Origin of the sequence: Arthrobacter sp. NPDC058288 (genome assembly GCF_042880995.1) — a bacterium.
GTDB lineage: Bacteria > Actinomycetota > Actinomycetes > Actinomycetales > Micrococcaceae > Arthrobacter.
The window spans coordinates 931,353-947,117 of record NZ_JBHVYH010000001.1 but is presented as its reverse complement, the minus strand read 5'-3'; the positions used below and the strand labels follow the sequence as shown (position 1 = coordinate 947,117).

Below are 15,765 nucleotides of genomic sequence, written 5' to 3'. Positions count from 1 at the left end.
CGCAGCGCAACACCCGCTAAGGAAACCATGACCATTTCAGACCTCTCGCAGCGCATCCAGGCACGCGACGGCGCCGCCGTCGTCCTCTACACCAAACCGAACTGCCAGCCCTGCCGCATGACCAAGAAGAAGCTTGACGCCGCCGGCATCTACTACACCGAAGTCGACGTCACTAAGGACGAAACCGCTCTCGCGTACGTCAAGGACACCCTCGGGTACACCGGCGCGCCCGTCGTCTACGTATCCACCATCGAAGGCGACATCCACTGGTACGGGCTCGACGTCGACCGGATCCGCGAGCACATTACGCACCGCGCCGACGCCGCATGACCCCGGACCCTTGTTGCGCGCTCTGCCGCCACTCAACAGGCATCTGCCTCTCCCGCCATTCATGCGAGCACCACCGGGAAGCCCAGGCGCAGGACGACGCGAACCACCGCGCCACCCGCACAGTACGTGATCCAACGGGAAATGAAGCCATAAACAACGTAATGCGAGGCCGTCGAAAATGAAGACGCTGACCACAGAGCAACTGTTCTGGAGCCATGTAGACAAGTCCTCGGAATGCTGGGAGTGGACCGCCAGGAGGACGAAAAAGGGCTACGGGATGTGGGCTATAGGTCCCGCGTCCAACAACAAAGCTGTGATGCCTCACCGATATTCATACGAACTCCACGTAGGGCCCATCCCGGACGGCATGCAGGTAGACCACCGATGCCACAACAGGACGTGCGTGAACCCGGCACATCTTCGCCTCGCCACGAATAAGCAGAACAACGAAAACCCGGCGGGCCTCCGAAGCGACAACACGTCAGGCTATCGCGGCGTTCGGTTCAACAAACGGACGCGCAAGTGGGCGGCCCGGGCACAGCACAACGGCCGCGAACACTACGGCGGCGAGTTTCCAACTCCCGAACAGGCTGGCGAGGCCGCGAGGGAACTCCGGCTACGGCTCTTCACTCACAACGACGCGGACCGAACGTCTGCGTCACCCACTACCAAGGCCCCTTCAACGGGGCCTTTTTCGTACCCAGATTCAAGGAGAAACAAATGACCATTCCTCAAGTAGTGACCGCACCCGCCAAGGACTGGATCGCCGCGCTGACGCGACTAGCCCCGGCGATGGCTGGCAAGAAGGCTGTGCCCGTCCTCTACAACGTGCACATCGATCCCGCGGCCGGCGTCCTGTCCGCCTACGACTACGACACTTCATCCGTCACCACGCTGGCCGAAGCTGAGGGTGAGGGCACCCCTTTCCTCGTCACCTACCGATGGCTGCTTGACGCCGTGCGCACCACCACGGGCAAGACGAAGACGGCGCCCGTCACCGTTGCCCTGGACGGCAAGAAGATCACGGTCTCCGCATGCGGCTACGAGCTCCACGCGGAGACCATGCCCGTCGCTGACTACCCGGAGATCCCGGACTTGTCGCCCACCGACTTCCTGTCGGTCCCAGCTGGAGAGTTCCGGGCTGCCTTGCGCCGCGTATCCATCGCCGCATCCAAACACGACACGCTTCCGATACTCACCGCAGTCCGGGTAGCCATCGGCGACGGCGCTATGGAGCTCCTCGCAACCGACCGCTACCGGCTGGCCGAAGACCACGTCGAAGGGCAAGGCGAAGGTTCCGCTGCCTTCCTCATGAACTACCGCACCATCAAAGCCCTGGATCGATTCTTCACAGGCGCCGACGTCGTAATCGGGCTGAGCGACAACCGCATCAGCATCAAGACCGAGCACGCCACATTCACCTCGGTGAGCGTTGACGGGGACTACCCCAAGATCAAGGCACTGTTCCCCGAAAGCGTCACAGCCTCGTTTGAAGTGGAACGTACCGTCCTGCTCGAGTCCGCGAAAGTGGCCGAGCGGATGAACGAACGCTTCGCCCCTTGCTTCGTCCGCATGTTCGACGGCGGCGCCGAAGTGACCTTCGACTACGGGCTCTTCGGTCCTTCCATTGCCCCGCTAGCAGCTGGCGGAAACGTGGCCGGCACGAACGACGAGATCAAGTTCGGCATCAATCCACGCTACCTCGTGGAGACGCTGCAGCAGCTGACCGGCGACAAAGTCCGGATCTCCTACACCAGCGCTCCGAAACCGTTCCTGTTCTCCCCCGCTGGCCTTGAAGCCAACGACCCGACGGCACCCAAGCACCTCATCATGCCCGTCCGGATGCCGTCATGAGCAAACCAAAACCCGCGCCTCCAGCGACGCACACGTTCCGTGCCGTATGGCCCGTAATCGACGGCCAAGGCACAGCCCAGACCGACCAAGAACTCATCCTCCAAGCAATCGGCGACCTGCCCACCGTCGCCCACCGGCACCAAGCCCGCATCGTCGGCCCACCCCGGGCCTGCATCGCCGACGGCCGCCGCGTCCCCGGATCCGGAGGCGCACACCAAGTCGTCGTCATCGAAGCCCCCGCCGTGCCCACCGACAGCCGCGCATACCGGCACAACACCGGCGGCTGACTTTGGACGAGATCTTGGAAGGCCAGACAGACATATTCGAGCTACTGGGCCCTCACGACCTCGAAACGCAACCACCACCAATCATCACGAAGACCAAGCAACGCTTGGCAGACAAGGACGAATCATGAGCACCGCACTGCTTGAGCGCCAAGACATCCTCACCGACCTGCAGCAGTTCATGCAGCAGGCCAACAACGAACTCACCGCGACTGACATGTTCTGCGGCGCCGGCGGATCATCCACGGGCGCCCTCGAGGTCCCGGGCGTAACGATCAAGACGGCCATGAACCACTGGGCCCGCGCCATCGAAACCCACAACGCCAATCATCCCGAGACGGATCACGTCTGCGCGGACATCCAGATCACGGACCCCCGCTACATCGCCACCTCGGACATCCTCTGGGCGTCACCGGAGTGCACCAACCACTCTGTGGCCAAGGGCAAGAAGCGGATCACCAACCAGGCTGACCTCTTCGGAGACTCCATCGCAGACGAAGCCGCCGACCGGTCCCGCGCCACCATGTGGGACGTGCCCCGCTTCGCCGAATGGCACAAATACAAGCTCATCATCACCGAGAACGTCGTCGACGCCGCCAAATGGATCATGTTCGGCGCCTGGCTGATGGCAATGGACGCACTCGGCTACGAGCACCACATCGTCTATATGAACTCCATGCACGCCCAGCTCGGCGGCCTCCCCGCACCGCAGTCCCGCGACCGGATGTACGTGATGTTCTGGCTCAAGGGCAACCGCCGGCCGAACTTCGAACTGCTCATGCCGCTGGCTCACTGCGGGACGTGCGATGAGACGGTGCGCTGCGTCCAGTCATGGAAGAACCCGAAGTACCGCTGGGGCCGCTACAAGGCGCAGTACGTCTACCGGTGCCCGAATACGAAGTGCCGCAACTCCGTAATCGAACCGGGCTGGCTGCCGGCCGCGTCCGCGATCGACTGGAAGCTGCGCGGGCAGCGCATCGGCGACCGCACCAAACCGCTCGTACCCAAGACCATGGCCAGGATCGCGGCAGGGCTCAAGCGCTACCACGGGAAGGCCGTCAGCATCGATGCCGTCCGCGGCGCCGAGATCATCAGCCCCGTCCACTCCGAACCGTTCCAGACCCAGACGACCAGCTACACCCGCTCACTCCTCGTTCCAGTGGAAGGCCGCGACGGGAAGGTAGCAACACCAGTCACCGGACTCATGCGAACCCAGACCACCCGCAACGAAACCGGACTGCTCACCGCGCCCGGAAGCCACATGCTCATGGAGTACTACGGCAACGGCCAAATGCACCCAGTGGCCAAAGCCATCCCGACCATCAGCACCACCGACCGGTTCGCGATGATCACCACCATGCGCGGCACCTCCCCCGAGCACCTGGCCGCATCCAACGCCCCGACATCGGACCCGTTCGGCACCTTCAGCGCCGGCGGCCAGCACCACGGCGTCACGGAATGGACCGTCCCCGAAATCGAGGACTGCGAATTCCGGATGCTGGAGCCCTACGAGATCAGCGCGGGCATGGCGTTCCCCAAGACCTACATCATGACCGGCAACAAGCGCGAGCAGGTCAAGCAGGCAGGCAACGCGGTCACTCCCCCGGCCGCCCGTGACCTGTTCATCGTGGCAGCACTCTCGCTGTCGGACGCCGGATCACTCGTGGCGGCGTGATCGGGTTATCGTGCCTCCTCCACCTTCGGCGTGACAGGTTCATCCTCCCTACCGAACATGCCAGCAAAAAGCAGTGCCAGCACAACGAGGAGGAACGCCACGCTGGCTGCGATGACGAAGCTGAGCACGATGTTTTCGCTCTTCGTGACGACAATGCCGAGGCAGAGGCCCAGGGCGAGGAGGTTCAGCACAACGGCGGCTTCCCGCCATCGCATGAGCCGGTGGCGCCACTTCCGTCCCGGAATTCGGGCGGGTGAAAGTCGATCCTCCAAAGCAAGGAAAACCAGGAGAGCCGGAATTACCTGAGCGAGCAACCCCGCCGCGTTCACGTCGATAGTCATGGCCGGAGCATACATCCAACTGCTGACAGGGCCCGGTCCCGGCTGGGGTTCAAACCGCTCTAGCCGTTTCGGATTCCTTCTTCTGCAGGCGTTCTCTCTGCTCGCGAACTTCTTTCATCAGAACCTCCCTCCGGACTGCGTCAGCGTTGGACCACTCACGCGCGAAGTTCAGCATTACACGAGCCGTTACTAGCCCAACTTCGTGTTCATCGCTTCCGCCGGATTTTCTCGTCTCGCGGATGGAGTCCCACCACTGAAGGGGCCACTGCCTCAGTTCTGCACGAAGCTCCGCGTCCGTCGACTCAAGTTCCCATCTGCCCATGGCCGCGGCGAAGCGGACAAGATGCAGATCATCCAGCGACTGGGTTGGCCTGAGCAATATGTAGGCCTGTGAAAGGCAAGCCAGGACTTCCGCAATCGCTGCATGCTCGCGGTCTTTCGATGCTTCTTTCCGTTGTTCTTCAAGCTGGAACTTGAGGCTCTCGCGCTGCTCCCTGAGCTGCGTACTCAATGCAGTCCGTTGCTCCCGATGGGCTTTCACCTGGTCGATTTTCTGCTGACCGAGTGCGAACTCAGCCTTCGTCTGGGCATCCTGCAACTGCCGGTCAACCAGCGTTGTCTGGTGCCTATTGGTGAGCCAGACAACCATCAATGCAACCCCCGCGGCGAGCAGCGCACTGGTAAGCGCACCCATCATGCCTTCCCAGAAACCGAGCCAAGTACCGCATGAAATCCAGAGCGCTTCACCACATACGAAAACATCCATCCCCGGATCTTATATGCGGGCGGGCACAGCGTGTGCTGGGGCCCTACCCCTCGCTTGCGACGGGAACGACGGGGCCCTTATCAGGGGTGGCGCCCTGACGCTTCGATTTGTGCTTCAGCCGGAAGTAGATCACGCACATCGCGATGAAAGGAATAAGGAAAATGCCTGCACCTAGAACGAACCCCCACCCGTTTGGCAGGAAAGCGAAGCCGAGAGCGCCCGACGCACCAATGGATCCCACGATACCCAGCGCAATGATCGCTGCAGCCGCGGCGTCCCTAGTTGGTGCATCCGCATGAACCGAATCACGTATGTCCTTGAGCGATTTGAGCGACAGCGCCCATACCGCCGAGAAAACTGCGGCAATCGAAACAAAAGCCGGCCAGTTCGCCGCAATGAAGTCTTTCTGTTCCAAAGCAATACCCCCATTTAGTCAGTGGAAATTCAACAATTCAGCATAGCCGGGCCGCAGATGCAGAGCCGACGCTACCCCCTCGGCTTCAACGCAGCACAGATAGGAGAGCCACCAATGGCCTGGTTCAACGCCGACGACAAGATGCACTCCCACCCGAAATCCCGAATCGCCGGGCTCGAGGCAATGGGGCTGTGGCTTCTCGCCGGCACATACTGCACGGACTACCTAACCGACGGGGCCGTGCCGCTCTGGTTCGTGGAGTCCTGGCCACGCGGAAAGCAGCTCGCCCAGAAGCTCATCAAGACCGGGCTCTGGGAAGCAGCAGGCGAGGACTTCCAGTTCCTTTCCTGGGGAGAGTACCAGCGCACCAAGGAACAGGTACTCGCGGCCAAGGAGAAGGCCGCGGAACGCAAAGCAAAGTTCATCGAAGGACAGAGCAAGAACAAGTAGGGAACGCATGCGGAACGCCGTTCCAAAAGCGTTCCGAACGCTGTTCCTCAAATCGTCCAAGACCAAGACCAAGACCAAGTACTTATAGCTCACCTTGGGTGCCCCATCTCTCCCTTGTTTCTGGCTGGCTTTTAGAAAAGTGGGGAAAGAGTTTCCAGCCAAACATCACCTAAGTGACGCGAGGCCTGAGCGATTTTTGGCTGAAAGGAATTTCCATTGACCGAATGCCCATACGGGGAGTGCCCACGTGGTGGTGGCGACTCGTGCGACTGCTGGATGCCGGAACAGATCCGGCCCACATACCCGCCGGAACCGTGCGAAGCCTGCTGGTACTGGTCCGGAGAGATGAAGGTGTGCGACCGCGGCTGCGAAGGCCACACGGAACGCCAGTGGAAGGACTTGATGATTGGGCCCGCATGGGACGGGCGTCAACTGATCCATAAGGGAGGCAAGCCGTGACCATCACGGACCAGCAGGGACGAGCCATCGCGTACCTGCTCCACGAGATAAGACCGGACTGGGGCATCGCATCGCTGATGTCACTCATCGACAAGCACCGCGACGTCCCAAGCCTGGGCGCCTTGATCATCGCCGCGATCACGAAGGCCATGGAACCTTCCTGCCAGACCCCAGCGCCGATCTTCCGCCCCGGACCACATTGGCCAGAGAAAGCCCGGCCGCTCCTAGCCCGGGCCGCACCGTGCGAAGACCACATAGGGCAGGACGGCTACACCTGCCGCTCATGCCACGCCGACGTCAAAGCCGGCATCCGACCCGCCGACCGCATAGGCAAACACCACGAACCAGAAAGCGAGGAACCATGAACTTCGCAGCAACCAAGAGCCGCAAGGCCCGGAAGGCGCACACCTGCGACGAGTGCGGCCGGATCATCGAACCCGGCGAGAGCTACCACCCGACCGCGGGCAGCTGGGAAAGCGACTTCTTCACGATCAAGGCCTGCGCCCACTGCAACATATTCCGCAAGCACATCAACGCCGCCGATGACTGCTACTTCGAAAGCTATTACGGCGACGCGAGCGAATGGGTCGCGAATGGCTACTACTCAGCGGGAGACCTGCCCGGCCTGCCGTGGGCACAGCGGCTCGGACTGTTCCGCATGGCCCGACAGTTCGAACGCCGCTGGCGAGACCGTAATGGCGCGCTGGTGCCCGTCCCCAAAGACCCAGACCACCCTGCAGAAACCATAGAAGCCGCCCCGACCGGGGCGGCTTCAGTCATTCAAGGAGAAAAATGACGTTGCCAACCATCCGCGTGTCCATCGATTGCGGATCCTGCGGCGACAGTCTGGAGCACGACGGCGACCAGTACGTCTGCCACGGCTGCGGGCTCTGCTGGGCGACCAGGGACGCCTTTGACGAGAGCCCGGCCCAATACCTCGATGAAGACGCCGAGCCGTGCGGCGCCCCATCCCGCGACACCGAGACCAAGCAGGTCAAGCCTTTCGAAACCGTGCACGGCGTCGTGAAGACCTGGCGCGAATGGCGGCACATCTACGCACCCTGCATCCTGCCCGCCGATCACAAGTCCGGCCACGAGTTCCCACTCACCACCACGTTCACAGACCTCAAGGAGCACCCATGAAATTCAAGATCGGCGACCCTGTCCGCATCATCGCCCGCGGCTGCAAGCACTTCGATCAGGTCGGGACGGTCATCGACGTTGACCGGACCCAGCGCTTCCCGTTCCACATATCAGGCCTTGAGGATCACTCGCTCTGGTTCGGCCCGAATGAGCTTGTGCTCGCCGAAGCACCCGCACCCGCGACGGAGGTGGCTCGATGATCCGCAAACTGCGCAAAGCCCAATGGGTGTACGACTGCCCGGACTGCGGCTGGATCTCATTCCCCAGCCCTGACCTTTTCGGCGCTCGAGAGGCCGAATCCTGGCACCCTCACATGCCGGAACACCGCGAGGAGATGCTGCGGCAAGCCTTCGAACCGTTTCGCGCCGTGATGACCGAGGTGGTGAGCGCCTACGCGAACCTCGCCCGCAACATCGTCGAGACGATCGCTCCGGCAATGGAGCAGATCAACTATGCGCTGATGCCAGCGCCGAACATCCCCCACGACCCATCACTGCTGAAGGACCGGCGAAAGTGGGGCGGCCGATGAGCCTCCACATCGTCGTCCATGGCGCACCAGCCACGCAGGGCAGTAAGAAGGCTTTCATCCGCGGCCGGAAGGTCTCGCTCGTCGAGATGGACAAGAAGCTCCCGGCATGGCGCGCAGCGGTTGAGGCATCTGCCCGGCTCGCAACGGGGCCGTTCTGGGTACCAATCGACCGGCCGGTGAGCATCGCCGGGGAAGTCCGGCTGCGCAAACCCAAAACCACCAAGTACCCAGACGCACCTGCCGGCGCCCCGGACCTTGACAAGCTCCAGCGCGCCATCGGAGACGCCCTGACCAAGTCCGGCGTCATCAAAGACGACGCCAGGATCGTCCACTGGGACATCCGCAAAGTCTGGGCGGACAACGTCCCAGGCGCCGACCTCACCATCACCCAGGAGCAGCCATGAGCGGAAACGCGATCACACTCGTCCGGAACGCCGAAGACAAGAAGACCGGGATGACCGTTGCCGACCTATGGGCCTTCGCTCAGGACGCCCTCAACCTCGGCATCGACCCGCGAGAGCCCATCAAAGTCACCACCGGGTGGCAGCTCCAAATCATCAAACTCGAAGCAGGAGGCAGCCGATGACCTTCCCCCATGTGAACGCGACCGAACCCGAACACCCGCCCCGCAAGCTGCGCAATTTCACGTACAGGGTCTACGACGGGAGCAACTGGCGCGAGATCGAAGCCCATGAAATTTACTTCTACGACCACTGCCGCATCGGGTTCTGGAACTACAACGAGGACGACGACGGCGAGCGCGTCCTCGTGCTCGCAACCAAAGCGTTCGACGTCCGAGAGGTGGTGAGCAAATGAGCATGGAATGCACCACCGCAGACTGCCAAAACCACACCAGCACCTACCTCTGCACAGGCTGCATCCGCGACCTACAGGCTTGGCTCGACATGGTCCCAGATCTCGTGAAGGCCCTCAGCGTCACCGTCGCCAAACTCGACAACGTGCGGCCCGCCGGCGGAGGCGGCGGAGGCGGACACAAGCCCGGGAGCGCGGCACCGATCAATCTCGACGCCCTCCAGCTACAAGAGAACCTCCGGACAGTCGGGACAGACGCGAAAGCCTACGCCCACGACCCTCGCGCCGCCGGTCTCGCATTGCTGATCCAAGACTGGGTTAACAAAGCGGAAATCCTCGTCAGCGGACCAAACGAACCGCCCGTCAACCATGCCGCCAACCGCGAGCGCATCAAGAACATCGCGCCAGCAATGCCCACACGCCAACTGCTCCCCTGGCTCAAACTCCATGCCCAAATCATCGTCACGAGCAAGGACATCCGGAACTGGGCCCACAGAGGCAAGCTCAGAGCAGTCGAGAGGACCCCGCAACCCACCTACAACCCTCACGAAGTACTAGACGTCTGGTACGAAACACGCCGGGAAGAAAGCCACGCCTAGGACACCAAAAATGTGTTAAAGTGTCTCACGAGGGCGTCCTTGACGTCCCGAAAACAAAGCCGGATCGCCAAGCGACCGGCTTTTTTGCTGCCCGAAACCCCCATAACGGGCAGCGCGCGAGAAGAGCCCATAGGCGCCTGCATACCGGTGAAAGTCCGGAGGACGCAGGGCTGAGTCATGCAGGTGGCTCACCGGGTTCGAGTCCCGGCAGTCCACGGGCGGCCAATGCCGCCCCCATGAGTACGACCGCCGGACTCTTCACCCGGCACCGCCCCATCAAGTCATGCCGGCTCGGTATGGCCGCTGATGGGTGCACGGGCCTCTAGTCCAACGGCAGAGACAGCAGCTTCAAAACCTGCACAGTCCCGGTTCGAATCCGGGGAGGCCCACTGATCGAACGCACGCCGGCAGACTTCCGAAGGAACGCGGCCTAGCAAGTAGATCACCGCTCTCCTGCATGGAGACCGTAGGCCGGTACTGGGCAAGTCACCCAAAGTGCGGCCAAGGATCAACCCGGGCGCCGCACGGCATCGTGGTGGGATCACTGATCTACGGCCTAAGAACGAGGCGACGCTACGCGCCTACTCCATGCAGGAGCTCAACCAGCTATTAGCTCTTGGCCGGCTCCACGTACAGGTTCCAGAAGTTCGCCCAATCACGCGGAGTGAATGATGCGACGTCCGGCGTTTTCAAGGGCCACGCCGGATCTGCCTGGGACCCAACGAAGTCTCCAGCATTGGTAGCGACATCGCGCCAGTGGTCACGCTGGGCAAGGGCAACACGTTCGAGAAGTTCTTTTTCCATCTTTCAATTGTCTCAGGCTCGCGTTTGGGCCAACCGGGAGGCGGTGCATGCGTCTATATCGCGCGATCTGCGCCTGGCTTGAAGCTTCAGCAGCAGCCATGAGCGTGTCTGAAGAGTTCGGGCCCGAGGGAGCAGGCGAGGCCCGAAGCGAGCATGCTCACTCGTACAGCGCGCCTCCCGAGCTCCACATAAGCAGCGACCGTGAGCCCCTCTACGACGACGAAGACCACACGCGCCGAACAAGGCCCATAGGCTTCACACGGTGCTGATGGACTCCTTAGCAGCCGACCGAACCTTGGCAGCAAACGCCTGGGCCTTAGCCTGATCCCCACGCTTGACCTCGAACGTCCAAGCGAACTCGGGACCCTCTATCAGCAGGTAAGACTCACCGCCAGACTTCTTCTTCATGGCCAGCGAGATCAGGCCGAAAGCAGCGAACCGAGTAAGGGTCACACGCTGAGATAAGGCCTCGCCTGACTCCACCACGGCCGTCACACCCGCCAGCGGATACTCGCCCTTCTGCTTCGCCTCAAGGCATCGCACCCGGTCCTTGTACAGCGTGAGCATCCCATACGTCGCTACGGGCGCCTTAGCAGCCCACTCCTTTAGTCCCATGGCAGGTGAGTCTACGTGGCAACCTCACGCACCGGCACCAGTCAATGGAAGAAAGTCCGCAAGCGCGCACTCCACCTAGCCCGATCACAAGGCATAGAGCGCTGCCCCTACTGCCGGGTCAAGCTCGACTACGACGTGAGCCGCACGCCATCAAGCGCCGAGCCAGACCACGTCATAGCCCATGCAAACGGCGGCCAGGACGCGCTAAACAACGTCATTGTGTGCTGTCGCAAGTGCAATCAGTCCAAAGGCAACCGCCCAGCACCCAAAACAATGACCATCCTGGAGGCCAAACCACTCAAAACGAGCCGGAAATGGTGACTGTGGATAACCCCGAATAAGGCTTTTCCTTATCCCAAACCCCAAAAAAAAGGGGGTGGGGGGACACCCCTCCCCACCCCTAGCTTCCTCGTACCCCAGGCATAGCGAAAAATATCCCCCCGAGCTGGCCCGCAGCTGCGGCCTGATGGATTTCCGCGGCCATGAGGGCCCCTGTTACCGCTGCGCCGCCTGCTTGTAGGGCTTTTTGACCTCCGTCAGATTTGCTCTCGTGGGCGTGTGGCTCCAATCTTCATTTCGTCTACTTCCCTTTATTTGCAAGGAGAAAGTGTGACATTCTGTTAGAATTGGAGCATGTCGAATCGGTGTTGCGAGGAGTGCGGGGAGCCTTTGAGGCTGTATCGCTCGCAGGCTCGGACCTGTTCGGCCCGGTGTCGTAAGCGGTTGTCCCGCCGCCCGGGTCTACCGAAGGCCATGACCGAGCGCGCGAGATGGATTCGGCGCACTTCCACTAAGCGTCCGATCACTGTTGCCGGCAGGCCCGCCAGTTCGACTGATCCGGCGACGTGGTCGACGTTCGCTGAGGCCAAGGCATCGCATGCTGGCATCGGCCTGGGCTTCGTTCTCGGTGACGGTATCGGCTGCATCGACTTGGACCACTGCTTCATCGACGGGGCTCTGGCCGGCTGGGCTGCCGAGTACATCAGGAGCGTCTCTGAGCCGGTGATCTTCGCTGAAGTCTCTCAGTCCGGAGAGGGTGTTCACCTCTTCATCGAGGCACCGGAAGCGCCCGGCCGGAAGATCCGGGACGGCCGGAACATCGAACGCTACACAGCCGGCCGCTACATCGCGGTGACGGGAAACAAGCTCACCCTGTAGGAGGCCGAATTGGATGAACCTTCCGGACTTGGCGAGCGCGGCTCTGCAATCTGGCAGGCGATGGCCACCGCGGATGTCCCCCGTAATGCTCTCGTGCTGGAGGCTGCCCGCCTGGCTGACCGCATGGATGAGCTGGACAACATCATTCAGGGCAAGGGCGTCCTGAACCTCATGCAGTTCCGTCTCGACTTCCCTAACGGTGATGATGAGCCGTACACGGTAGAGGTCAAGTTCCAAGCGCCACTGGCTGAGGCCCGGCAGCATGCGTTGGCATTCGCCAACATCCTCACGAAGCTCTCCCCCGCGGATTCCAAGGCTGCAGCTGCTCCGGCTCCCGTTCCGGCTGACCTTCCGTCCAACGTTTCTCCTCTGGATAGGTTGAACAAAAAACTCAAGGCCTAGGTGGTGCGCGTGCTGATCGGTTCGCAGGTCGCACGCTTCAACACCGCTCCTTCCCCGCGTGGCTACTCCATGGAGCATGCCGAGAACGCACTCGAGTTCGCTGAGGGTTATAACTACATCGCGGACCCTTGGCAGGCGGAGGTTGTCCGGGCGTGGCTGCGGACTGATGATGCTGGCTGGGTTGCTTCGACGTGGGGCCTAAGCGTCCCGCGGCAGAACGGCAAGAACGGCGCGCTGGAGATCGTGGAGCTCTACTTGATGGTGGCGCTCCACATGAAGATCCTGCACACCTCGCACCTTCTGAGTTCTGCGCGCAAGGCGTTCAAGCGCCTCATGTTTTTCTTCGGCACGAGGGTCAATGATCCTAACGCGAAGTTCCCCGAGCTGAACGCTCTGGTGAAGGAAATCCGCAAGACCAATGGCCAGGAAGCGATCGAGCTCCACACTGGTGGATTGATCGAGCTGGGCGCACGCACGGGCGGCGCGGGCCGCGGTAGCTCCTTCGATGTCCTCGTGGTCGATGAGGGCCAGGAGTACGAGGAGGACGAGCAGGAGGCTCTTGAGCCGACTACCTCGGCCGCCCCTTCTGGTGATCCGATCACGATCTACATGGGCACTCCCCCGAAGGATCTCTCCGAGCGCGGCGAGCCTTTCGTGCGGGTCCGGAATGCTGCTGTGACCGGTGCCGATAAGCGTTCGGCATGGGTTGAGCACTCTCCGGCCGGCGATGTCGACAAGATGACCGAGCAGGAGCTCAAGGTCTTCACGGCCGACCGCACCCACTGGGCTGAAGCTAACCCAGCGCTCGGCGGCCGTATCAAACTCCGGACGGTCGAGACTGAGCATCACAAGTTCTCCCCGCGGTCGTTCGCGCGCGAGCGGCTCAACATGTGGCCGACGCCTTCGGTTGCCGGGAAGCTGGCGTTCACGAAGTGGGACGACCGGGCGATTGATGATCCGGATCCTGACTGGCCAGTGGCCGCATATGGCGTGGACATGAACCCGGAGCGCACGAAGGTTTCGATCGGCGTTTCGACGTTCGCGGACGGTGATGACATCCATCTTGAGCTAGCTGCTGATGCTCCGTTTGATGAGCGCGGGACTACTGCTTTGGTGGAGTGGTTGTGGGAGCGTGCGAAGCGCCGCATCCCCATCGTCATCGATGCCTATTCCCCGGCCCGCGACCCGCTCGAGGCACTGCTGAAGGCCAAGAAGATGAAGGTATTCATCCTCAGCGGCCAGGAGTACACACAGGCGTGCGCGGGCCTGCATGAAGCGGTCGAGAAACACCCGGCCGTCACACACTTCGGCCAGGAACACCTTGACCATTCCGCGAAGAACACCACGCAGGACCCGATCAAAAACCGCCCAGGCTCGTTCAAGTGGAACCGAACGAGCCTCGACGTCGATTTGGCCCCGACCGTGGCCGTGACTTGCGCCCATTTTGGAGCGAAGAAATTCGCCCGCCGTATCCCCAAATCTTCTGAGAAGAAGGTGCGCGGCGCAATCGTATTTTAGGAGGTGGCCCGCTTGGCAGGTCAGGTTGTCCAGCGCAAACTTTCCGAGGGTGAGTCTACGGCTTTTCACCGGATGCTCAAGACGATTCGCAGGAAGGCCGGCAGGAATCAGCTGCGGGCCCAGTATGTCGATGACAAGAGGCGTCTCGACAAGATCGGTTTCTCGGTTCCGCCGCGCATGGTCGATTTCCAGACGCCGATCGGGTGGGCCCGGAAAGGAATCGTCACCCCGGCTTCAAGGATCCGACCTGATGGGTTCACGTTGCCCCGGCAATCGAAGCTCCTGGACGAAGTCCATGAGGCTTTCGAGGACAACCACTTCGCGGCCGTCGAGCGGATGGCGATCGAATCCTCCCTGCAGCACGGCGTGTCTTTCGTTTTCGTGACCCCGGGCGATCCCATCGTTGGCGAGCCTGAGACGATCGTGGTGGCGCGTACGGCCCTTGAGGCCACGGCGGAGATTGATCCTCGCTCAAACCGGGTCACAAGGGCGCTCGAGGTGATCAGCGGAGTCCAGTGCTTGCTTTATCTGCCGGGCCAGACGCTGCACGTTGAGCATGTAGAGCGTGAGTGGCTCGTGACCCGTGAGTACGTCGGAGTTGAGCACTTGGTGCCCTGTGTCCCGTACATCTGGGGATGGTCACTGGCCCGCCCGATGGGCCGCTCCCGGGTCACACGCCCTCTCATGGGCTACATCGACCGTGGCGTGCGAACGATGCTCCGGCAAGAGGTCACGGCGGAGTTCTTCTCGGCCCCTCAGCGGACATTGCTGGGCGCCGAAGAAGAGCACTTTACTGATCCGAAGACCGGCAAGCGGGTATCTCCGCTGGACGCTCTTATCGGTGGTGTCTGGGCTCTGCCCAACACGCGCGATGAGGAAACCGGCGATCTGATCAAGCCGACGTTGGAGCAGCTGCAGCAGGCGTCCATGCAGCCTCACAGCGAGATGCTGCGGACCATCGGCCTCATGGTGTCCAGCGAGTTGTCCATACCGGTCGCGTACTTGGGCATCATCCATGACAACCCGTCCAGCGCTGATGCGATTCTGGCGTCGGAGTCGGACATGGTGGCCATGGTCGAGTACGAACGCGACCTCAGTTATGGGATCGCGCACGAGAGCCTGGCGCGGACCATCCTTGCAGTGAAGTACGGCGCGATCACACCGGCCATGGTTGCGGAGCTGCGTGGGTTGAAGGCTCACTTTGCGAATGCCGGGACGCCTACTCGTGCGGCCCGGGCCGATGCTGCTTTGAAGTATTCGACTACGTTCCCCGCCGGAGATCCGGAGGTTGCTATGGAGGAATACGGCCTGACCAAATCACAGATCGAACGGAACCTCGCTTACGCCAAGCGCATGGAAGCGAGCACGCGCCTAGACACTCTCATGGCCGCGGCCAAGTCTTCTGCGACGCCAGTATTCAGTGACGGCGAAGCTACTGGCCCCGTCGATGAGCAGCTGAAGCAGGCGACGCTTCTGAAGGCCAAGGCTGACGCTCTTGGCACCCTTCGGCGTGCCGGCGTGGATGCTGCATCGGCTGCCACTCAGGTTGGGCTGACTGGTGTGAAGTTCATTCCGGGTAACCCGATTACCATCCGTGAGGATGCTTAGCA

The 15,765-nt window shown here is 61.8% G+C and carries 25 protein-coding genes and 1 tRNA gene; 21 read left to right on the top strand and 5 right to left on the bottom strand.

What is annotated here, in order from left to right:
• The first annotated feature begins 27 nt into the window (after positions 1 to 27).
• From ACFVWT_RS04485 to ACFVWT_RS04465, 5 genes are all read left to right on the top strand, one after another.
• Positions 28 to 330 (top strand): glutaredoxin family protein, encoded by a 303-nt coding sequence (locus ACFVWT_RS04485; protein WP_390245613.1) that lies wholly within the window; start codon positions 28 to 30, stop codon positions 328 to 330.
• 178 nt (positions 331 to 508) lie between these two features.
• Positions 509 to 1,054 carry an HNH endonuclease signature motif containing protein gene (locus ACFVWT_RS04480; protein ID WP_390245611.1) on the top strand — a complete coding sequence of 182 codons (546 nt, stop codon included), beginning with the start codon at positions 509 to 511 and terminating at the stop codon, positions 1,052 to 1,054.
• Positions 1,051 to 2,184 (top strand): DNA polymerase III subunit beta, encoded by a 1,134-nt coding sequence (dnaN, locus tag ACFVWT_RS04475; protein WP_390245609.1) that lies wholly within the window; start codon positions 1,051 to 1,053, stop codon positions 2,182 to 2,184. Before ACFVWT_RS04480 ends, dnaN begins: the two co-directional genes overlap by 4 nt.
• Positions 2,181 to 2,471 carry a hypothetical protein gene (locus tag ACFVWT_RS04470; RefSeq protein WP_390245607.1) on the top strand — a complete coding sequence of 97 codons (291 nt, stop codon included), beginning with the start codon at positions 2,181 to 2,183 and terminating at the stop codon, positions 2,469 to 2,471. The genes dnaN and ACFVWT_RS04470 overlap by 4 nt, the downstream gene beginning before the upstream one ends.
• 124 nt (positions 2,472 to 2,595) lie before the next feature.
• Positions 2,596 to 4,143, top strand: a complete 1,548-nt coding sequence (locus ACFVWT_RS04465; RefSeq protein ID WP_390245605.1) for a DNA cytosine methyltransferase — start codon at positions 2,596 to 2,598, stop codon at positions 4,141 to 4,143.
• A 5-nt stretch (positions 4,144 to 4,148) separates the two neighbouring features.
• On the opposite strand, the gene ACFVWT_RS04460 is transcribed toward ACFVWT_RS04465, so the two are convergent.
• From ACFVWT_RS04460 to ACFVWT_RS04450, 3 genes are read right to left on the bottom strand one after another with little or no spacing between them, the layout of a single operon-like run.
• Positions 4,149 to 4,484, bottom strand: coding sequence for a hypothetical protein (locus ACFVWT_RS04460; protein WP_390245603.1), 336 nt, complete (start codon positions 4,482 to 4,484; stop codon positions 4,149 to 4,151).
• 49 nt (positions 4,485 to 4,533) lie between these two features.
• Positions 4,534 to 5,250, bottom strand: coding sequence for a hypothetical protein (locus ACFVWT_RS04455; protein ID WP_390245601.1), 717 nt, complete (start codon positions 5,248 to 5,250; stop codon positions 4,534 to 4,536).
• 43 nt (positions 5,251 to 5,293) lie between these two features.
• Positions 5,294 to 5,665 (bottom strand): hypothetical protein, encoded by a 372-nt coding sequence (locus ACFVWT_RS04450; RefSeq protein WP_390245599.1) that lies wholly within the window; start codon positions 5,663 to 5,665, stop codon positions 5,294 to 5,296.
• Between the two features lie 114 nt (positions 5,666 to 5,779).
• On the opposite strand from ACFVWT_RS04450, the gene ACFVWT_RS04445 reads away from it, so the two are divergent.
• The 11 genes from ACFVWT_RS04445 to ACFVWT_RS04395 all read left to right on the top strand — a co-directional run bounded on the left by ACFVWT_RS04445 (position 5,780) and on the right by ACFVWT_RS04395 (position 10,047).
• Entirely contained in the window at positions 5,780 to 6,115 is a 336-nt protein-coding gene (locus ACFVWT_RS04445; RefSeq protein ID WP_390245597.1) for a hypothetical protein, read from the top strand.
• Positions 6,116 to 6,570: 455 nt separating this feature from the next.
• Positions 6,571 to 6,939, top strand: a complete 369-nt coding sequence (locus ACFVWT_RS04440) for a hypothetical protein (protein WP_390245595.1) — start codon at positions 6,571 to 6,573, stop codon at positions 6,937 to 6,939.
• Positions 6,936 to 7,370: a hypothetical protein gene (locus ACFVWT_RS04435; protein ID WP_390245593.1), complete on the top strand. Its 435-nt coding sequence runs from the start codon at positions 6,936 to 6,938 to the stop codon at positions 7,368 to 7,370. The genes ACFVWT_RS04440 and ACFVWT_RS04435 overlap by 4 nt, the downstream gene beginning before the upstream one ends.
• The gene (locus ACFVWT_RS04430) at positions 7,367 to 7,717 is read left to right on the top strand and encodes a hypothetical protein (RefSeq protein ID WP_390245591.1); all 351 of its coding nucleotides are present in this window, start codon (positions 7,367 to 7,369) and stop codon (positions 7,715 to 7,717) included. Before ACFVWT_RS04435 ends, ACFVWT_RS04430 begins: the two co-directional genes overlap by 4 nt.
• Positions 7,714 to 7,917 carry a hypothetical protein gene (locus ACFVWT_RS04425; protein ID WP_390245589.1) on the top strand — a complete coding sequence of 68 codons (204 nt, stop codon included), beginning with the start codon at positions 7,714 to 7,716 and terminating at the stop codon, positions 7,915 to 7,917. The genes ACFVWT_RS04430 and ACFVWT_RS04425 overlap by 4 nt, the downstream gene beginning before the upstream one ends.
• Positions 7,914 to 8,246: a hypothetical protein gene (locus tag ACFVWT_RS04420; protein ID WP_390245587.1), complete on the top strand. Its 333-nt coding sequence runs from the start codon at positions 7,914 to 7,916 to the stop codon at positions 8,244 to 8,246. Before ACFVWT_RS04425 ends, ACFVWT_RS04420 begins: the two co-directional genes overlap by 4 nt.
• Positions 8,243 to 8,650, top strand: coding sequence for a RusA family crossover junction endodeoxyribonuclease (locus ACFVWT_RS04415; RefSeq protein WP_390245585.1), 408 nt, complete (start codon positions 8,243 to 8,245; stop codon positions 8,648 to 8,650). Before ACFVWT_RS04420 ends, ACFVWT_RS04415 begins: the two co-directional genes overlap by 4 nt.
• Positions 8,647 to 8,832 carry a hypothetical protein gene (locus tag ACFVWT_RS04410; RefSeq protein WP_390245583.1) on the top strand — a complete coding sequence of 62 codons (186 nt, stop codon included), beginning with the start codon at positions 8,647 to 8,649 and terminating at the stop codon, positions 8,830 to 8,832. Before ACFVWT_RS04415 ends, ACFVWT_RS04410 begins: the two co-directional genes overlap by 4 nt.
• Positions 8,829 to 9,062 (top strand): hypothetical protein, encoded by a 234-nt coding sequence (locus ACFVWT_RS04405; protein ID WP_390245581.1) that lies wholly within the window; start codon positions 8,829 to 8,831, stop codon positions 9,060 to 9,062. The genes ACFVWT_RS04410 and ACFVWT_RS04405 overlap by 4 nt, the downstream gene beginning before the upstream one ends.
• Positions 9,059 to 9,658 carry a hypothetical protein gene (locus ACFVWT_RS04400; protein ID WP_390245579.1) on the top strand — a complete coding sequence of 200 codons (600 nt, stop codon included), beginning with the start codon at positions 9,059 to 9,061 and terminating at the stop codon, positions 9,656 to 9,658. The genes ACFVWT_RS04405 and ACFVWT_RS04400 overlap by 4 nt, the downstream gene beginning before the upstream one ends.
• Positions 9,659 to 9,974: 316 nt before the next feature.
• Positions 9,975 to 10,047, top strand: a tRNA-Leu gene (locus tag ACFVWT_RS04395).
• Positions 10,048 to 10,267: 220 nt separating this feature from the next.
• Here the strand turns inward: ACFVWT_RS04395 and ACFVWT_RS04390 are convergent.
• Positions 10,268 to 10,462: a hypothetical protein gene (locus tag ACFVWT_RS04390; RefSeq protein ID WP_390245577.1), complete on the bottom strand. Its 195-nt coding sequence runs from the start codon at positions 10,460 to 10,462 to the stop codon at positions 10,268 to 10,270.
• Between the two features lie 255 nt (positions 10,463 to 10,717).
• Positions 10,718 to 11,077, bottom strand: coding sequence for a hypothetical protein (locus ACFVWT_RS04385; protein WP_390245575.1), 360 nt, complete (start codon positions 11,075 to 11,077; stop codon positions 10,718 to 10,720).
• A gap of 15 nt (positions 11,078 to 11,092) precedes the next feature.
• Between ACFVWT_RS04385 and ACFVWT_RS04380 the strand changes: the two genes are divergently transcribed.
• The 5 genes from ACFVWT_RS04380 to ACFVWT_RS04360 all read left to right on the top strand — a co-directional run bounded on the left by ACFVWT_RS04380 (position 11,093) and on the right by ACFVWT_RS04360 (position 15,763).
• Positions 11,093 to 11,398 (top strand): HNH endonuclease, encoded by a 306-nt coding sequence (locus tag ACFVWT_RS04380; RefSeq protein WP_390245573.1) that lies wholly within the window; start codon positions 11,093 to 11,095, stop codon positions 11,396 to 11,398.
• Between the two features lie 432 nt (positions 11,399 to 11,830).
• On the top strand, positions 11,831 to 12,235 hold the full coding sequence (locus ACFVWT_RS04375; RefSeq protein WP_390245571.1) for a bifunctional DNA primase/polymerase: 405 nt from the start codon (positions 11,831 to 11,833) through the stop codon (positions 12,233 to 12,235).
• Between the two features lie 9 nt (positions 12,236 to 12,244).
• Complete coding sequence (locus tag ACFVWT_RS04370; protein WP_390245569.1) at positions 12,245 to 12,637, top strand: hypothetical protein; 393 nt, start codon at positions 12,245 to 12,247, stop codon at positions 12,635 to 12,637.
• Positions 12,638 to 12,646: 9 nt separating this feature from the next.
• The gene (locus ACFVWT_RS04365; RefSeq protein ID WP_390245567.1) at positions 12,647 to 14,155 is read left to right on the top strand and encodes a hypothetical protein; all 1,509 of its coding nucleotides are present in this window, start codon (positions 12,647 to 12,649) and stop codon (positions 14,153 to 14,155) included.
• Positions 14,156 to 14,167: 12 nt separating this feature from the next.
• Positions 14,168 to 15,763 (top strand): hypothetical protein, encoded by a 1,596-nt coding sequence (locus ACFVWT_RS04360; RefSeq protein ID WP_390245565.1) that lies wholly within the window; start codon positions 14,168 to 14,170, stop codon positions 15,761 to 15,763.
• Positions 15,764 to 15,765: the final 2 nt, after the last annotated feature.